The following is a 16,798-nucleotide window of genomic DNA, read 5'->3' on the forward strand; positions in this document are numbered from 1 at the left end:
ATGAAGCTGCGCGTCATCCACGAAACGGTGTACCACTACAGCCCGGCGGTGCAAAACGCCCAGCACATGGCCCATCTGCGTCCGCGCACCGGTGTGGTGCAGCGCGTGCTGACCCACAGCCTGCAGGTGGACCCCGCCCCAACACAGTGCAACATGGTGCAGGACGTGTTTGGCAACACCCGCGCGTTCTTCAGCCTGCCGTTCACCCACGAGCAACTGCGGGTGCGCGCCGAAAGCCTGCTGGAGACCCTGCCCGTGCCCGCCGCACCGCCCGGCGAGCCCTGGGAGGCCGTGCGCGAGCGCCTGGGTTATCGGCGCGGCCAGCCCTACCACGCGGCCACCGAGTTCAGCTTTGCCTCGCCCTACATTCCCCGGCATGCCGACTTTATGGCTTATGCCGCCGAGAGCTTTGCACCCGGCCGACCGCTGATGCAGGCCGCCCGCCACCTGATGTCGCGCATCCATGCCGACTTTGCCTACACCGCCAACGCCACCGACGCGGGCACGCCCGCGCTCGAATCGTTGCGGCTGCGCCGGGGCGTGTGCCAGGACTTTGCCCACGTGATGATCGGCTGCCTGCGCAGCCTGGGCCTGGCGGCGCGGTATGTGAGCGGCTACCTGCTGACCGAGCCCCCGCCCGGACAACCCCGGCTGGTGGGGGCCGATGCCTCGCACGCCTGGGTGTCGGTGTGGTCACCGGCAGCCGACGAAAGTAATGGCGCATCAGACGACAACACCTGGTTTGACCTGGACCCCACCAACGACCGCGCGGCGGGCGAGGACTATGTGACCCTGGCCATCGGCCGCGATTTTTCGGATGTGTCGCCGCTGCGCGGCGTGATCCACGGCGGCGACCACCATGTGCTGCAGGTGGGCGTGACGGTGGAGCCGGTGCCGGCCGCTATGGCCGCTGCGCCAGACGCACCAGATACACCCCTCACACCGCCGCAGGCACCAGAAAGTCCCGGCTGATCCGCGCGCCCAGGTCGTTCACCCGCTCCAGGAACTGGGTGAGGTAGGCGTGCAGTCCATGGGTCAGGATTTCATCGATGCGTGCGAACTTCAGGTGCGCCAGCAGCCGCCCCGCGTGCCGCTGGGTCTCGGCCGACTGGCCGCTGCCCAGCATGTCGAGGTTGCCCAGCACCTCTTTCATGCAAGCGTGCAGTGAGCGGGGCATGTCGGCCCGCAGGATCAGCAGTTCGGCCACACGTTCGGGCGTGATCACGTCGCGGTATACCTTGCGGTAGGTCTCGAAGCCCGACACGCTGAGCAGGATGGCGCTCCAGTGGTAGAAGTCGTAGTCTTGGTCCTGCGCCGTGGCCGCGCCCATGAAGTCGCTTTGCACCGCGTGAAACTTCACATCCAGCAGCCGCGCCGTGTTGTCGGCCCGCTCCAGAAAGGTGCCCAGGCGCATGAAGTGCAGCGCCTCGTCCTGCAGCATGGTGCCCACCGTCACACCCCGCGAGAGGTGCGAGCGGAACTTCACCCATTCGAAGAATCGCGCCGGGTCCTGCTCCAGTGCACCGCTGGCGATCAGGCGGTTCACTTCGAGCCAGGTCTGGTTCTGGATCTCCCAGGCCTCGGTGTTGAGCGCACCGCGTACGGCCCGCGCGTTCTCCCGCGCGGCCTGCAGGCAGGCCAGAATGGACGAGGGGTTGGAAGGGTCCTTGACCATGAAGTCCAGCACCTTCGCCGGAGTCACTTCGCCATGCTGGGCGGTGTAGGCGGGCAGCAGCTCGCTGATGGACAGCAACCCTTGCCAGCCCTGCTTGGCGACCTCGGTCGATTGCGGCAGCAGCGCGCTCTGGTAATTCACATCCAGCATGCGCGCCGTATTTTCGGCGCGCTCGGTATAGCGTGCCATCCAGAAAAGATGGTCAGCGGTGCGGCTCAGCATGGTCGCGCCCTCCCTTGGCGTCGTGTGTGGCTCGGTACTGGCTGCTCAAGGGGTTTCAACAGCCCCATGGCAGACACCTAGCAAGTTCCAGGCCGCCACCCTTGCCGCTCTTTGATGCAGGCAAAAAACCAAGGAAAAAATGGCGCTAGCGCACGTCCTTACTGGTTGTTTTGCTATTTTTTTTGACGTTTTGTTTGGGAACCGGTGCGGGCTGCGGAGCCGGAGCGGCGACTGGGGCGGGCCGCCGGGCGGCTTCGCGCACCACGTCATGCACAAACCGCAGTTTGGCCAGCACCTCGCCTGCCAACGCAAACGGATAGGCATCTGGCTGCCCCAAGCTGCGGGTGAGGCTGTTGAGCAGCAGTGTCAGCGGCACCAGGTGCTGCACCATCGACTGGAAATCAGGCGCCGGGCTGGCAAACGGGTCGATGGCGCTGCTGCGCTGCGCCCCATAAATGCCCGGGATCGTGACCTCGGTCGCGTAGCTGGCCGACGTCTCCAGCAGATCGATCATGTGCAGATAATGGGCCCATGTTTCGGCCCAGTCTTCCCAGGGGTGGGCAGTGGCATAGGCGCTGACATGGTGGTCAGCCCAGTCGCCCAGGTCGTTGCCCTTGGCGTAGTGAGCCTCCAGCGCGGCGGCGTAGTCCTGGCGCTCATCGCCAAACATCTGGCGAAAATCTTCCAGGCGGCCGCCGTCGCGCACCAGCTGATCCCAATAAAAATGGCCGGACTCATGGCGCAGGTGGCCAATCAGCGTGCGGTAGGGCTCACCCAGCGCGATGCGGCGGCGTGCGCGCTCATCGTCATCGGCCTCGGCCACATTCAGCGTAATCGTTCCGCTGTGGTGGCCCGTCAACACCGGCGGACCACCGGGCACCTCGGCCAAAAATTCAAAAACGGGTCCGGTGCGCCCGGGGGCGGGCTCCAGGCCCAAGCGGGCCAGGCTGTAAAACAGGCGCCGCTTGGCGGCCTCGATCTGCATCCAGCGGCCCATGTTCGCGGGCTCCGACAGATCGGGCAACACCCGGGTCTGGCGGCACGAGACACACAGTTCTGCATAGTCGTTGGCAGGCACGGCAAAGTTGCAGGCCTGGTGTTCGGTATGGTTGCGGCACATACGGTACAAGCGACCGCTGTAATCCGAGCCACCGCGCCCGCCCCGGCGGCGCCACAGGTCGGCGCCATCCTGCGGCGCAGGCGCCAGGGCCGCGATGGTCAACACATCGGGCAAAAATGCCAGCGCGCTGCCACAGTGCAGACACTGCACGCTGTCGAAAAAAACCAGATGACCGCAATGGTCGCAATTGAATACCCGCATGGTGTGGAGCTTATACCCGGTGGGGTGTGGCAAACGAGCAAGACCCAGGGGTATGCCTGCTGGCGCCCCATGAAAAAAGCAGGCCCCAGGAGGTACCCGGAGCCTGCTCAGCGGTCAGTGCCTATGCGCTACCGGCAGGAAGCCCGCAGCGCAATGTTCAGGCATCCGGTCAGGGACGAACCACGATGCTGTTGCGCACTTCACGCACATTCTTGGTGTTGCGTGCGATGGCTTCAGCCTGGTTCTTTTCAGCTTGCGACTTGGCAAAGCCCGAGAGCTGCACCGTGCCGTTGAGCGTTTCCACGCTGATCGAGGTGGCGGAGACGGATTTGTCTTCAGCCATTTTTGCCTTGACGGCGGTGGTGATGCCGGCGTCATCTACATAGGCGCCAACGGTCTGTTGTTCACGGGCCACCGAGCAGCCCGTGGCCGTGATGATGGTGATGCCAGCGACAGCGGCAAAGGCGAGTGCACGTGCGTATTTCATGGTGTTGTCCTTGTTTGAAAATGGTTGGGAACGCGGGTGCTGGAAGATTGCAATCTGCCGGTCTGTTGCACCCTCCGCGACCGGCGGACTGTAGGGATAGAGACAGGCTTCAGTAGGCGTGCTTGCGGCGCGACATCCAGAGCACCAGGGTTGCGAGCACGGCACCCGATGCTGCGGCGATTACGATCGATTTGCCGGGTTGCTCCGCCACATACTTGGTGGTGGCGTCTGCTGCATGCTGCATCTGGCGACGGGCACGGGCACTGGTTTCTGCGCAATAGCCGATGCTGCGGGCTGCCAGATCCTGGGCACGCGCTGCCAAGTCGTCAATGACGGGGTCGGTCTGGCTGCGGAGGGCACGTACGCCTTCTTCGGCTTTTTCCAGCGAGGTGTTGGCGGCCGTGCGGGTGGACTGCACGGCGTCTTGGGCGCTTTGCAGCACATCATCTGCGAGATGGCGTGCGCCGTTGGCAACTTTGTCGGTAGCGGTCTGGATACTCATGCGGAAACTCCTTGAAGGGGTGGATGCGGAATGCTTGGTTTCACGGCCGGGGCGTCAGCCCTTTTTGAGCAGACCCAGTACGAAGGTCACAACCGCCATGATGACGAACACGAAGAACAGAATCTTGGCGATGCCCACGGCACCGGCAGCAATACCGCCAAAGCCGAACAGGGCTGCGATCAGCGCGATCACCAGAAAAACAACTGCGTAGTGCAACATTTCTTTCTCCTTCTCCTCTTGAGGGGGCCGGTTGCCGGCGGGTGGGTTGGCACATGAATTTCAGCGCCTGGAATCGACTGTAAGGAGCATGGAGAGTCAAAGATGCCGGTGCCCGGCGCGCCAGCCTGTCGGCGGCACAGCGGGCCGCCTGTAGGACGGCGCGCTGCGGCTCGCTATCCCTGGCCCAAGGCCGCTAGGTCAAGCGGCCAGAGAGGGCGGCTGCGACGACGCCTCGGCGCCATGGCGCTGCAGCGGGAGCACGGCAGAGACCAGGGTGCCGTTGCCCGGGCGCGAGGTGATGGACAGCCTGCCGCCCGCAGACTCCACGCGGTGGCGCATTCCCGACAGCCCGTGCGAGGTAGGACGCACCGTGGCGGGATCGAACCCCTCGCCATCGTCGCGCACCTGAACTGCCACATGCGTGGGGTAACCGTGTACCGACACCAGCACCTTGCTAGCTTTGGCGTATTTGCCGATGTTGGTCAACGCCTCCTGCACCATGCGGTACACCGTGAGTTGCGAGGCATCAGGCAACTGCACGGATTCCAGGCTCGTTTCCACTTCGATACCTGCGCGTTCGGCATATTCGCGGGTGAGGATCTCGATCGCGGCCGTCAGTCCGAGGTTGGAGAGCGATGAGGGCCGCAGGTCTTCAATGATGCGGCGCTTGAGCGCAATACCGCTGTTGAGCGTTTCGGTCAGGTGCTTGAGCCGCTCTGCCACCTCGGGAGCGTTGGCGTCGATCCTGGACTTGAGCCGCGCAACATCCAGCTTGGCCGCAGTGAGCAGCGCACCCAGCTCATCGTGCAGCTCGCGCGCAAGGTGCCCACGCTCATCTTCACGTACTTGCTGCAGATGGTTTGCCAGCTCGGAAAGAGTTGCGGTACGGGCCTTTACAAGGCCTTCGAGGCGGTCCCGTTCGCGCTCCAGCAGGGCCTGTTCGCGCTGGTTAACGACCTGCAGCGCCTGCGCCTGGCGCAGATACATGTAGAACGCCAGCAAGCCAATGACCGTCACCGTGGCAATACCAATGCGCGACAGCATGAGCGACTGCTCGATCTGGTCCTGGCCTTGTTTCACGTGCATGTCGCTGCGGGCAATCAACTCCAGCGCGTGCTTGCGGATGGCCTCCATGTGCTCCTTGCCCACGTCGGTATGCAGGATGAACTTCCAGGCATCTTCATTGCCCTGCCGGCGCAAACGCAGGCTCAGTTCCATCTCCGCGAGCTTGCGGGATATCTGCCGCGACAGCAGCGCAAATTCCTGCATGTCTTCGGGGGCATCCATGAACAGCCCGCGCAAGCCGTCCAGGTTGGTCTGCACGGTAGCCACCGCCTTGTCGTAAGGCTCCAGATAAGTCTCGTTGCCGGTGAGCAGATAGCCACGCTGCCCGGTTTCTGCGTCCAGCATGCTCTGCAGCAACAGGTTGACGGCCTTGCGCGTGTTCTGACCGTGGCTCATCTGCTCCACCGCATCTTGTGAGCGCATGTGACCCGTTTCGTTGATACCCACCAGCACCATCGCCGCCAGCAACGCCATGGGCAGGCTCAAGGCCATCTTGCGGACCTTGGGCAGCCAGATGCGGGTGTTTTCTTTAAGACTCATACGCGGTATTCTGGATAATGTGTGAAGACCGGGCACCACCCTGCCAACAGGGATGACGTGCCGGAGAAGCTTTCCAACCAACAAACATCAGGAGCGGCATCACCGCCCTGCGAAAGAAAGATCGATGATCAAGATTGGCATTGTGGATGACCACGCGATAGTTCGTTCCGGGCTGCGGCAGTTCCTGTCCGAGCATGTGGATCTGCGGGTGGAGGGTGAGGCCTCCAACGGCCGTGAAGCCATCGACCTGGTGCGCAACAAGGAAATTGATGTCCTGCTCATGGACCTGTCGATGCCCGGACAGAGCGGGCTGGATGCGCTGGCCATGCTGCGGGCCAAGGCCCCGGACATGGGTATCCTGATTCTGAGCGGCTACCCCGAAGAGCACTACGCGATCAACCTGATCCGCCAGGGCGCGAGCGGCTACCTGAACAAGGAGTGCGAACCCTCTGAAATCGTGGAGGCGATCCGCACTATTGCGCTGGGCCGCCGCTACCTGACGCCTGCCGTGGCCGAACTGCTGGCCCAGCAACTCAATCGCAAGGACGACGCACCGCCCCACGAGCAGTTGTCGGAACGCGAGTTCCAGGTGTTCCTCAAGCTGGCCAAGGGAGAGACGGCAGGCGATATCGCCAAGGCCTTGTCGCTCAGCGTCAAGACGGTGAGCACCTACCGCACGCGATTGATGGAAAAGATGAGCCTGTCGTCCAACAGCGATCTGACCTACTACGCGCTCAAGAACCGCTTGATTGACTGACATGGAGCAGTGGCCTCAGTCCGGGGTCATTGGGCCTGACTCAGCCCGCTGGCGAGAAGAGTAGAAAATAAAAAGCCCCGCCGCGCGCGCCCGCACTGCAGGGCGCAGCATCACAGCGAATGGCCAGGCGACGACAGGGACTGGCCAGCTTCCATTCCCGCAGGACTGCTGCTGTGCTGGATGCAGTAGTCCACCAGCGCATCAATTTCGTTGGATTTGTCGAAAACCGCATCTACCCCCAGCTGTGCGCAGCGCATGCGCACATCGGGTGTCGCGTAGTTGCTCAGCACCACCATCTTCTGGCCAGGGCGGCGCGAGCGGCATGCTGCCAGGACCCCCAGCCCACTGCCTTGGCGTAGAAAAAGATCCACTATCGCCAGATCCCACTGTTCACCATGGGTGGCGAGCCAGTTCTTGCCCTCGTCCTCGGTCTCAGCGACCCCTACCGCCTCTACGGACGCCAATTCTTCGAGCGTCCCGATCAGGTTCTCTCGAATGGTGGCGTTGTCTTCAACGATATAGGTGCGGAGTTTCACAGAAGGGTCCCGTTTCACTACCAACGCACATTTACGCTGGTCGAGCCTCAAATTTAGTGGCTCAGCTGAGCGGATTCTGCCAGCCGCCGCACGCGGACGCTGTAGGAGTAATCCTACCGAGCAACACACACCGTGCAGTGCGGCGCACGCGCCACGTTCATCGTGCTCCACTCCATGGACCGTCCATCCAGCATCAACAAACGCCCAGCCAGTGACGTCCCAATGCCTGCAAGCAGCTTGAGCGCCTCGGCCGCCTGCAGGGCACCCACCACGCCCACCAGCGGGGCAAACACGCCCATGGTGGAGCAACGCACCTCTTCAAAATCCGCCTCAGGCGGAAAAATACAGGCGTAACAGGGCGACGCAGCCTGGCGCGGGTCCACCACCGTGATCTGGGCATCAAAGCGGATGACGGCCCCCGCAACAAGGGGCTTGCGATGGCGCACACAGGCCGCATTGACGGCGTGGCGTGTTGCGTAGTTGTCGCTGCAATCGAGCACCACGCAGGCGTCTTGCACCAGGGTATCGAGCACAGCGGCATCTGCGCGCGCCTGGAGCACGGTCACCTGCACTTCGGGGTTGATAGCTGCCATGGCGCTGGCTGCAGACGCCACCTTGGGCTGGCCGACGCGCGCGGTGGTGTGTGCGATTTGGCGTTGCAGGTTGGTCAGGTCCACCACATCGTCGTCCACCAGGGTGATGTGCCCCACACCGGCAGACGCCAGGTACAGCGCGGCAGGCGAGCCCAGGCCACCCGCACCGATGATGAGGGCATGGGACGCCAGCACCTGCTCCTGCCCCTCGATGCCCATCTCATCGAGCAGGATGTGGCGGGAGTACCGCAGGAGCTGGTCATCGGTCATGGCGAGAGTCTCAAGAAAAGAAGAGCAAGAAGGACAAGAAAAAAGGCCGGACTTCGCTGGAAATCCGGCCTTCAGCACAGGGAGCGAAAGCTCAATTTTCTTTCTTTTCGTCCTTGCGTTCCGTCAGTGTCTTGCTGACCAGCACGGGGCGGCCCTTGAGCTGGTTGAGCGCCTGCACGAGCTGGAAGTCCTTGTCCGAACCGAACTCTGGAGCCTTGCGTTCTGCTGCAGGCTTTTTGGCTTCTTCTTCCATGCGCTTGAGGGCGCTTTCACGGGCCTTTTCACGGGCCTCATCCTTCTTTTCCTCGCCTTGGCCGCTACCCAGGTGCTTGTCCAGATCGGCCTCGCGCATGCGCAAAGCAGCGAAGATGTTGCCTTCTTCCGATTCGTCGATCATCACGTCGGGCACGATGCCCTTGGCCTGGATCGACTTGCCGCTGGGGGTGTAATAGCGAGCGGTGGTGAGCTTGATGCCGGTATCAGGCCCCAGCGGACGCACGGTCTGCACCGAGCCCTTGCCAAAGGTCTGGCTGCCCATGATGGTGGCGCGCTTGTGGTCCTGCAGAGCGCCCGCCACGATCTCGCTGGCCGACGCAGAGCCTTCATTCACCAGCACCACGAGTGGCACGGACTTGAGGGCTGCGGGCAGGCGGCGCAGCGGGTCACCCCCGCCACGGCGCTGGTAGAAGTCGGGCGAGGCCTTGTAAGTGGCCTTGCTGTCCGCCAGTTGGCCGTTGGTCGTGACCACCGTGACGTTTTCTGGCAGGAACGCGGCCGACACGGCCACAGCCGCATCCAGCAGGCCGCCGGGATCGTTGCGCAGGTCGAGCACCAGGCCCTTGAGGTTGGGTTCCTGCTTGTAGACCTCTTCCACCTTGCGCACAAAATCATCGACCGTGCGCTCCTGGAACTGCGACAGGCGGATCCAGGCGTAGCCGGGCTCCACCACCTTGCCCTTGACGGACTGGGTCTTGATCTCTTCGCGCGTGATGGTGACCGGGAAGGTGCGGCTCTCGTCCTTACGGAAGATGGTGAGCGTGACCTTGGTGTTGGGCTCGCCACGCATGCGCTTGACGGCATCGTTCAAGGACAGCCCTTTGACCGCCGTTTCGTCGATCTTGGTGATCAGGTCATTGGTCTTGAGGCCAGCGCGGAAGGCGGGAGAACCTTCGATGGGCGACACCACCTTGATCAAGCCGTCTTCCTGGGTGATTTCGATGCCAACCCCCACAAAACGGCCCGAAGTGCCTTCGCGAAATTCCTTGAAGGACTTCTTGTCGAAATACTGGGAGTGCGGGTCCAGGCTGGCGACCATGCCGGAGATGGCGTCGGTGATGAGCTTCTTGTCATCCACCGGTTCGACATAGTCGGTCTTCACGAGGCCAAACACCGCCGACAGCTGCTGGATTTCTTCCAGCGGCAGCGGAGTCATCGCACCACGCGCGACCGTCTGCAACGAAACCGTCGTCAGAGCCCCAGCCACGACACCAACCGATACCCATCCCGCAATTTTGAGTTTGTGGCCCATACAACACCTTTACCGCTTCAAAACCAATATACACCTTGGAAGGACCAAACCCGCTGCAGTTCCGCGCAGGCACTCACTTTAGACAGGGTATCGGCGGGTTTTCCCCGTCTTTACCCAGGCTTTACGCCTTGCCTTGCGATGCCACTGCCGCAGCTGCCTTGGCAGCCGCTTCTGCATCGCCCAGATAGTAGTGGCGGATGGGCTTGAGGTCGGCGTCCAGTTCATATACCAACGGGATTCCGTTGGGAATGTTCAGGCCCACGATGTCCGACTCGGAGATGTTGTCCAGGTACTTCACCAGGGCGCGGATGGAATTGCCGTGCGCGGCGACCACCACGCGCTTGCCTGAGCGGATGGCCGGTGCCATGGCATCGTTCCAGAACGGCAGCACGCGGGCCACGGTGTCCTTCAGGCATTCCGTGAGCGGCACGCTGCCTTCGGCCAGAGCGGCGTAGCGGCGGTCGCTGCGCTCGCTGCGGGGGTCGGTGGCTTCCAGCGCTGGCGGCGGGGTGTCATAGCTGCGGCGCCACACCAGCACCTGCTCGTCGCCGTACTGCTTGGCCATGTCGGCCTTGTTCAGGCCCTGCAGGGCACCGTAGTGGCGCTCATTCAGGCGCCAGTCCTTGACCACGGGCAGCCAGGTGCAATCCATTTCGTCCAGCGTGTACCACAGGGTGTGGATGGCGCGCTTGAGCACGCTGGTGAACGCCAGGTCGAACTCGTAGCCCTCGGCCTTGAGCAGCTTGCCGGCCGACATGGCCTGGGAAACACCGGTGGGCGTGAGATCCACGTCGGTCCAGCCGGTAAAGCGGTTTTCAAGGTTCCAGGTGGATTCGCCGTGGCGAATCAGAACGAGCTTGTACATGGTTTCCCCAGGAAAGGCAGGTCAAAAAAATGCGGGCCAAAACCCAGCATTCTAGAATTACGCTGTTCGCCAACCCAAGGAAGCTTCGTGAAATTCATTATTGATAACTGGTATCTGTTCCTCGTTGCACTGGCTTCGGGCAGCATGTTGCTGTGGCCGGTCCTCAAGAACGCCAGTGGCGGCTCGCTGACGCCAGCGCGCGCCGTGCAGCTCATCAACCGCGAAAAAGCGGTGGTCATCGACGTCTGCGAAACCGAGGAATTCGCCGCCGGCCACGTGAACGGAGCCAAGAACGTGCCCCTGGGCCAGCTCGAAGAGCGCCTGCCCACCGTGGTCAAAAACAAGGCCCTGCCCGTGGTGCTGGTGTGTGCCAGTGGCGCCCGCTCCAACCGCGCCGTCGCAATTGCCAAAAAGCTGGGCTACGAAAACGCCCAGTCGCTCGCTGGTGGCCTGAAGGCCTGGCGCGAAGCCAGCCTGCCTGTGGAAAAAGCCTGATCCGCCCCCAGTTATTGGGTCCGCGATAGTCTTGCCACTGATTTTTAGCCCCACAGGAAGAAAGAGGAAGCTCCGCCATGCAACCCGTGAAGATGTACACCACCGCCGTCTGCCCCTACTGCATCCGGGCCAAGCAGATCCTCAAGTCCAAGGGTGTGGAGCAGATCGAGGAGATCCGCATCGACACCGACCCCGCCGCGCGCAGCCACATGATGGAGATCACCGGCCGCCGCACGGTGCCGCAGATCTACATCGGTGACACCCATGTGGGCGGCCACGACGATCTGGTGGCGCTGGACAGCCGTGGCGAGCTCATGCCCTTGTTGGGCGCCTGACCCCCTCCCCGGGCGCTGCATAATGCAGCCCCATGTGCCCGCTGCGGGAGCTGCTCCCCGGCGGGTTTTGTTTTGCTAGCAATTTTGTAAGCTCAAAGAGACTTCACCATGGCCGATCAAGAAAACCCAGTGTTCCAGATCCAGCGCGTCTACCTCAAGGACCTGTCGCTGGAGCAACCCAATTCCCCCGGCATCCTGCTCGAACAAGAGCAACCCAGCGTGGACATCCAGCTGGGTGTGGAAGCCACTCCCGTGGCCGAAGGCATTTTTGAAGTGGCCGTGACGGCTACCGTGCAGACCAAGATCAAGGACAAGACCGTGTTCCTGGTCGAAGCCAAGCAGGCCGGCATCTTCGAAATCCGCAACGTGCCCGAAGACCAGATGGGCCCCATCATGGGCATCGCCTGCCCACAGATCGTGTACCCCTACCTGCGCGGCAACGTGGCCGACGTGATCAACCGAGCTGGCTTCCCGCCCGTCCACCTGGCCGAAATCAACTTCCAGGCCATGTACGAGCAGCAGCAAGCGCAGGCTGCCGGCCAAGCCTCGCCCATCATCACGCAATAAGAAGAGAACACCCCCTGAGGCGCTTCGCGCCTTCCCCCTCTCTCGTCGCGCTACGCGCTCGGGAGGGGGACGCAGCCAGCGGCCTGGCGAAGCCAGTTCCGCGGCTACCTCGCTTGGGCCGCGCCGGTGGCATAGGCAGTAGGCGACGCGTAGCGCGGAGATCATCAAATCAAAAACCTTTTTGGCCTCCAGCGCTTGATAGATAAGCGTAAGCAGCTATGAAAATCATAGTATTGGGTGCAGGCGCCTGGGGTTCTGCGCTCGCCATGAGTGCGGCAGAGCACCCTGCCGGACATGCGGTCACGCTATGGGCGCGCGATGCGGGCCAGGCAGAGGCCATGCGCGCAGCGCGCCAGAATGCGCGCTACCTGCCAGGCATCGGCTTCCCCCCTTCTCTCACCGTGGCTGACGGCTCCTTTGGAGCATTGCTGCCGGGCGCCGACCTCGTCATCTTGGCGACTCCCATGGCAGCGCTGCGCGGCATGTTACGGGCGCTGACGGGTTGCGCGGCACCGGTGGCATGGCTGTGCAAGGGGTTTGAGGCGGTGCCTGCCGGTGCCAATTCAGCATCTTTTGGGCTGCTGGCGCACGAAGTACAAGCCCAAGTAGCTCCTGATTTAATAGCAGGCGTATTCAGCGGCCCGAGCTTTGCGCAGGAAGTCGCCCTGGGGCAGCCCACAGCCCTGGTGGCCGCCAGCGCCCATGCCGCCGTGCGCGATGCGCTGGTCAACGCCTTTCACAGCCCGAGCGTGCGCGTGTATGCCAACGAAGACATCGTGGGCGTGGAAGTGGGCGGCGCGGTGAAGAACGTGCTGGCCATTGCCACCGGCCTGTGCGACGGGCTGGCGCTGGGTCTCAACGCCCGCGCCGCACTCATCACGCGCGGCCTGGCTGAGATGACGCGGCTGGGCCTGGCGCTGGGCGCGCGGCCCGACACCTTCATGGGCCTGTCCGGCCTGGGCGACCTGGTGCTGACCGCCACCGGCGACCTGTCGCGCAACCGGCGCGTGGGCATGCTGCTGGCACAGGGCCAGACCCTGGCGCAGGCGGTGGAATCCCTGGGCCATGTGGCGGAAGGCGTCTACAGCGCCCGCACCGTGGTGCAGCGCGCGCAGACACTGGGTGTGGACATGCCCATCGCCGAGGCCGCCGTGGCGTTGCTTGACGGCCGCCTGCAACCTGCCGAGGCCGTGGCGCAGCTCATGGGGCGCGGCCCCCGGGGCGAGCTCTGACGGTAGAGGCCCCGCGCAAGACCTGACGGCTACCCCACCGACAGGCGCCGCAGCAGACCCTCTTCATCGTCCGGGTGGAAGAAATAGGGGTAGAAGCTGCGCTCCACGCTGGCCAGCTTGGGCTGGCCGCCAAATTGGTCGATGAGGCGGCGCCCCTTGTCGGCGCCGATGTGCAGCAACACGGCGGGCGCCCCCACACGCTCGCACATGCGTTCGGGGCCAATCTGGTCAAAACACAGCATGCGCCGGTAGAACGGGGCGTGGCGCGGGTTCACCTCGATGACGATGTCGGTGGCGCGCCGGGCGCGGAAGGCCACGATCCACGCAATGTGGAAGATGGCACCCAGCACATGCTTGGAACGCACCCCGGGGTCCATTGCGAGCTTGCCCATTTCGCAGATGCGCGCGCCGCGCTGGCGCAGTTCGGCGATGAACTCGGGGTACTGCTCCTCGGCCGCCAGGTGCCCGTCATCCATGCGCACCGAAATCGTCCCCTGCGACTGTCCATCAATCTGCACCACCAGGCTGCTCAGGTCGCAGTCGTGCGACAAGGTGGCCTGCATGCTGTAGCCCTTGCGGGCGTACATGCGGGCCAGCAGCCCCTGGCCCTTGCGGGACAGGCGGATCTTGCAGGTCTTGGTTTCGGCACAGCCCAAGCGGCTCAGGTATTCGCCGGGGTAGTCCAGCTCGACAATGGTCTGTTCTTCGGCGTCCATGGCGGCTCCAGGGGTGGGCAAAGTGGCCTCTACCCGCCCGCGCGCCGTGCGTGGCGCGAGGCAGCCGGGGGGCCTCGTCGCTCCGTTGAAAACAGGGCGAAAGGCCAGCTTAGCGGCTTCTCTCGTTCCCTGGAGCCCGGGTTGGCATGGCAAGCGGACGAACGGACGCACGACCTTGGCGAAAGGCATGCCCAGCAAAAAAGCCGCAGGGCACCATGGATAGGCGCCCTGCGGCTTTTTTGGCAATCCCCTTGCGGGGCAGAATCAGAACACGCCGAACAGCATGAGCAACAGAACAACGGACAGTGGGACGCCGAGCAGCCAGGCAATGATGGGCATAGTGATCTCCTGAAAAGGGTTGAAGGGGATAAGTGATTTCACTGTAGGGCCCTCCTTTTCCCGCCCGTGTGCGCCAGCACGGCGCGTGGCCGTAGGCGCGCGCCTACCGGCTGTGGGAGCGGCACCCGCCCCACAGCACGATCAAAGCCCCAGTTCCAGCGCCAGCAGTTCGTCCACCGTCTGACGGCGGCGGATCAGGCGCGCCTGGCCACCGTCAACGAGCACCTCGGCAATCAGCGGACGCGTGTTGTAGTTGGAGGACATCGATGCGCCATACGCCCCGGTGTCGTGGATCACGAGCAGGTCGCCCACCTGGGCGGCGGGCAGGTCCCGTGGCAGCACCACGCCGCCGTCGCCCTGGGTAAATACGTCGCCCGATTCGCACAACGGGCCTGCCACCACCGTGGGCTGCTCTGCCGCCGTGGAGCCATCGCGGCGCAGCACGCTCATGGCGTGGTAGCTGCCGTACATCGAGGGGCGCATGAGTTCGTTGAAGCCGGTATCGACCAGCACGAAGTGGTTGTTGCCCGCGTTCTTGGTGGCGCGCACCTGGCCCAGCAGCACGCCGGATTCAGCCACCAGATAGCGGCCGGGCTCGATCTCCAGGCCCAGCTTGTGGCCCACGATGGCCTCGGCCTGCTGGCGCGCGGCGTCCCACAGGCCGTGGTAGTGCTGGGTGTCGACCACCGGGTCGCCACCGCGGTAGGGGATGGACAGGCCACCACCGGCCGAGATGGCGTGCAGGTCATGCCCGGCCGCATGCGCCGTGCGCACCAGGTTGACCATCGCACCACACACCTCCTGCAGGTGGCTGTAGTCCACGCCCGAGCCGATGTGCATGTGCAGGCCCACCAGCTTCAGGCCGTGCTGCTTGATCGCATCCAGTGCGGCAGGCAGGTCGGTGTGCCAGATGCCGTGCTTGCTGTGCTCGCCGCCGGTGTTGGTCTTGTTGCTGTGGCCATGGCCAAAGCCGGGGTTGATGCGCAGCCACACCGCATGGCCCGGCGAGCGCGCGCCCAGCTGGTGCAGCATGTCGATCGAGCCAGCGTTGACCGGCACGCCGTGTTCCACCACGCAGTCGAGCGTGGCGGCGTCGAACAGGTCGGCGGTAAAGACGATCTCCGACGGCCCTTCCCCGCCTTTGCCGGCCGTGTAGCCGGCCGCCAGCGCACGCAGGATCTCGCCGCGCGAGACCGCATCCACCTTCACGCCCTGCTCGCGCATGAGCTTGAGGATGTGGATGTTGGAGCAGGCCTTTTGCGCGAACCGGATGGTCTCAAAATTGGACACCTGCGCAATGCGCTGGCGGATGGTGGCCGCGTCATACACCCACAAGGGGGTGCCGAACTGGTCGGCCAGGGACCACAGCTGGGCGGGCGAGAAGGGGTTGGACATGGGGACTCCGAAGGCACAAAGACTGATAGGACTTACGCAAATCGGGATGCAACAACCGCCTCGCCCTGGGGTGAACCGCTTGCCTGAACCCTGTTTTGCGTAAGTCATGACTGAATGGAAGCGCGGATGATGCCCCTTCCAAAGTATTTGGTCGAATGCTTTGATTTACATCCTCTATTCAATATGGATATGCTTTGCCCATGACCGACACCGCACTGGCCCACCGCATCACCCACCGGCACATCGAGGTGTTCCGCGCCGTGATGGCCGCTGGCAGCGCCACCGGCGCCGCCGACCTGCTGCACAGCTCGCAGCCCACGGTGAGCCGCGAGCTGGCCAGGCTTGAATCGTTATTGGGCTATGCGCTGTTCGAGCGCATACAGGGCCGCCTGCGCGCCAACGCGCGGGCGCTGGCGCTGTGGGACGAGGTACAGCGCTCGTGGCAGGGGCTGGAGCGCGTGGTGGACCGCGCCGTGGCGCTGGGCCGGCCCGACGCCGTGCAGCTGGCAGTGCTGTGCCTGCCCGCGCTGGCGCATGCGCTGCTGCCCGGCGCGGCGGCGCGGCTGATGCAGGGGCAGCCCCACGCGCGACTGTCGGTCACGCCGCAGGATTCGCCGCTGCTCGAAGAATGGATGAGCGCCCAGCGTTTTGACCTGGGCCTGTGCGAGCAGACCGCCGCCCCGCCCGGCACCCGCGCCGAGGTGCTGCTCACCCTGGACGAAGTGGCCGTGCTGCCCGCAAGCCACGCCCTGGCCCGCCAACCCGTGCTGCAGCTGGCGGACTTTGCTGACCAGCCCTTTGTGAGCCTGTCGGCCGACGACCCCTATCGCCGCATCATTGACGCGCGCTTCGCCGAAGCCGCCGTGCCACGCACGCTCCGCATGGAAACCCACAGCGCGGCTGCCGTGTGCGCGATGGTGGAGCATGGCCTGGGGCTGGCCATCGTCAACCCGCTGACGGCCCTGACCGCCGCAGCCAATGGCCGGCTGGTGGTGCGTCGGCTCGCGTTGTCGATCCCGTTCAGCGTGGCGGCCGTGCTGCCACTGTACCGCCCCCCGCTGCCCGAGGTAGTGCCCATGCTGGAGGCCCTGCGGGCAGAGGCGGCGGAGGTGGCGCGCCGCCTGGAGGCCGTGGCGTGA

At 64.0% G+C, this 16,798-nt stretch carries 19 protein-coding genes; 7 read left to right on the forward strand and 12 right to left on the reverse strand.

Going from position 1 to position 16,798, the window contains the following annotated elements:
- Nucleotides 1-972: a transglutaminase family protein gene (locus tag ACT89O_RS19160; protein WP_487260880.1), complete on the forward strand. Its 972-nt coding sequence runs from the start codon at nucleotides 1-3 to the stop codon at nucleotides 970-972.
- Here ACT89O_RS19160 and ACT89O_RS19165 read toward each other — a convergent pair.
- From ACT89O_RS19165 to ACT89O_RS19190, 6 genes are all read right to left on the reverse strand, one after another.
- A complete protein-coding gene (locus ACT89O_RS19165) occupies nucleotides 938-1,897 on the reverse strand; it encodes an alpha-E domain-containing protein (RefSeq protein ID WP_055395479.1) in 960 nt (319 codons plus the stop codon). The two genes, ACT89O_RS19160 and ACT89O_RS19165, sit on opposite strands and share 35 nt — an antisense overlap.
- Before the next feature lie 145 nt (nucleotides 1,898-2,042).
- Nucleotides 2,043-3,218 (reverse strand): zinc-binding metallopeptidase family protein, encoded by a 1,176-nt coding sequence (locus ACT89O_RS19170; protein WP_121420922.1) that lies wholly within the window; start codon nucleotides 3,216-3,218, stop codon nucleotides 2,043-2,045.
- A gap of 169 nt (nucleotides 3,219-3,387) precedes the next feature.
- Nucleotides 3,388-3,705, reverse strand: a complete 318-nt coding sequence (locus ACT89O_RS19175; protein ID WP_055395483.1) for a BON domain-containing protein — start codon at nucleotides 3,703-3,705, stop codon at nucleotides 3,388-3,390.
- A 109-nt stretch (nucleotides 3,706-3,814) separates the two neighbouring features.
- Complete coding sequence (locus ACT89O_RS19180; RefSeq protein WP_436131704.1) at nucleotides 3,815-4,207, reverse strand: hypothetical protein; 393 nt, start codon at nucleotides 4,205-4,207, stop codon at nucleotides 3,815-3,817.
- Nucleotides 4,208-4,261: 54 nt separating this feature from the next.
- Nucleotides 4,262-4,426 carry a DUF1328 domain-containing protein gene (locus ACT89O_RS19185; protein WP_010463174.1) on the reverse strand — a complete coding sequence of 55 codons (165 nt, stop codon included), beginning with the start codon at nucleotides 4,424-4,426 and terminating at the stop codon, nucleotides 4,262-4,264.
- A 198-nt stretch (nucleotides 4,427-4,624) separates the two neighbouring features.
- Nucleotides 4,625-6,031: a sensor histidine kinase gene (locus ACT89O_RS19190; protein WP_121420923.1), complete on the reverse strand. Its 1,407-nt coding sequence runs from the start codon at nucleotides 6,029-6,031 to the stop codon at nucleotides 4,625-4,627.
- A 124-nt stretch (nucleotides 6,032-6,155) separates the two neighbouring features.
- Between ACT89O_RS19190 and ACT89O_RS19195 the strand changes: the two genes are divergently transcribed.
- Nucleotides 6,156-6,788: a response regulator gene (locus ACT89O_RS19195; RefSeq protein WP_010463169.1), complete on the forward strand. Its 633-nt coding sequence runs from the start codon at nucleotides 6,156-6,158 to the stop codon at nucleotides 6,786-6,788.
- 110 nt (nucleotides 6,789-6,898) lie between these two features.
- Here the strand turns inward: ACT89O_RS19195 and ACT89O_RS19200 are convergent, their stop codons facing one another.
- From ACT89O_RS19200 to gpmA, 4 genes are all read right to left on the reverse strand, one after another.
- On the reverse strand, nucleotides 6,899-7,324 hold the full coding sequence (locus ACT89O_RS19200) for a response regulator (RefSeq protein ID WP_055395489.1): 426 nt from the start codon (nucleotides 7,322-7,324) through the stop codon (nucleotides 6,899-6,901).
- A 113-nt stretch (nucleotides 7,325-7,437) separates the two neighbouring features.
- On the reverse strand, nucleotides 7,438-8,187 hold the full coding sequence (locus ACT89O_RS19205; RefSeq protein WP_055395491.1) for a HesA/MoeB/ThiF family protein: 750 nt from the start codon (nucleotides 8,185-8,187) through the stop codon (nucleotides 7,438-7,440).
- Nucleotides 8,188-8,278: 91 nt separating this feature from the next.
- Nucleotides 8,279-9,715 (reverse strand): S41 family peptidase, encoded by a 1,437-nt coding sequence (locus tag ACT89O_RS19210; protein WP_055395496.1) that lies wholly within the window; start codon nucleotides 9,713-9,715, stop codon nucleotides 8,279-8,281.
- A 121-nt stretch (nucleotides 9,716-9,836) separates the two neighbouring features.
- On the reverse strand, nucleotides 9,837-10,580 hold the full coding sequence (gene gpmA / locus ACT89O_RS19215; protein ID WP_055395498.1) for a 2,3-diphosphoglycerate-dependent phosphoglycerate mutase: 744 nt from the start codon (nucleotides 10,578-10,580) through the stop codon (nucleotides 9,837-9,839).
- Nucleotides 10,581-10,667: 87 nt separating this feature from the next.
- Here gpmA and ACT89O_RS19220 point away from each other — a divergent pair, with 87 nt between their 5' ends.
- From ACT89O_RS19220 to ACT89O_RS19235, 4 genes are all read left to right on the forward strand, one after another.
- Nucleotides 10,668-11,075, forward strand: coding sequence for a rhodanese-like domain-containing protein (locus ACT89O_RS19220; protein ID WP_121420926.1), 408 nt, complete (start codon nucleotides 10,668-10,670; stop codon nucleotides 11,073-11,075).
- A gap of 77 nt (nucleotides 11,076-11,152) precedes the next feature.
- On the forward strand, nucleotides 11,153-11,410 hold the full coding sequence (gene grxC, locus ACT89O_RS19225; protein WP_015015481.1) for a glutaredoxin 3: 258 nt from the start codon (nucleotides 11,153-11,155) through the stop codon (nucleotides 11,408-11,410).
- Between the two features lie 108 nt (nucleotides 11,411-11,518).
- Nucleotides 11,519-11,977, forward strand: a complete 459-nt coding sequence (gene secB, locus ACT89O_RS19230) for a protein-export chaperone SecB (RefSeq protein ID WP_055395502.1) — start codon at nucleotides 11,519-11,521, stop codon at nucleotides 11,975-11,977.
- Nucleotides 11,978-12,195: 218 nt separating this feature from the next.
- Entirely contained in the window at nucleotides 12,196-13,209 is a 1,014-nt protein-coding gene (locus ACT89O_RS19235; RefSeq protein ID WP_487260881.1) for an NAD(P)H-dependent glycerol-3-phosphate dehydrogenase, read from the forward strand.
- A gap of 29 nt (nucleotides 13,210-13,238) precedes the next feature.
- Here the strand turns inward: ACT89O_RS19235 and ACT89O_RS19240 are convergent, their stop codons facing one another.
- Complete coding sequence (locus tag ACT89O_RS19240; RefSeq protein ID WP_218300419.1) at nucleotides 13,239-13,925, reverse strand: N-acyl amino acid synthase FeeM domain-containing protein; 687 nt, start codon at nucleotides 13,923-13,925, stop codon at nucleotides 13,239-13,241.
- 480 nt (nucleotides 13,926-14,405) lie between these two features.
- Nucleotides 14,406-15,659 (reverse strand): diaminopimelate decarboxylase, encoded by a 1,254-nt coding sequence (gene lysA / locus ACT89O_RS19245; RefSeq protein WP_487260882.1) that lies wholly within the window; start codon nucleotides 15,657-15,659, stop codon nucleotides 14,406-14,408.
- A gap of 200 nt (nucleotides 15,660-15,859) precedes the next feature.
- Between lysA and ACT89O_RS19250 the strand changes: the two genes are divergently transcribed.
- A complete protein-coding gene (locus ACT89O_RS19250) occupies nucleotides 15,860-16,798 on the forward strand; it encodes a LysR family transcriptional regulator (RefSeq protein WP_487260883.1) in 939 nt (312 codons plus the stop codon).

The sequence above is a fragment of the Acidovorax sp. NN32 genome, assembly GCF_057597245.1.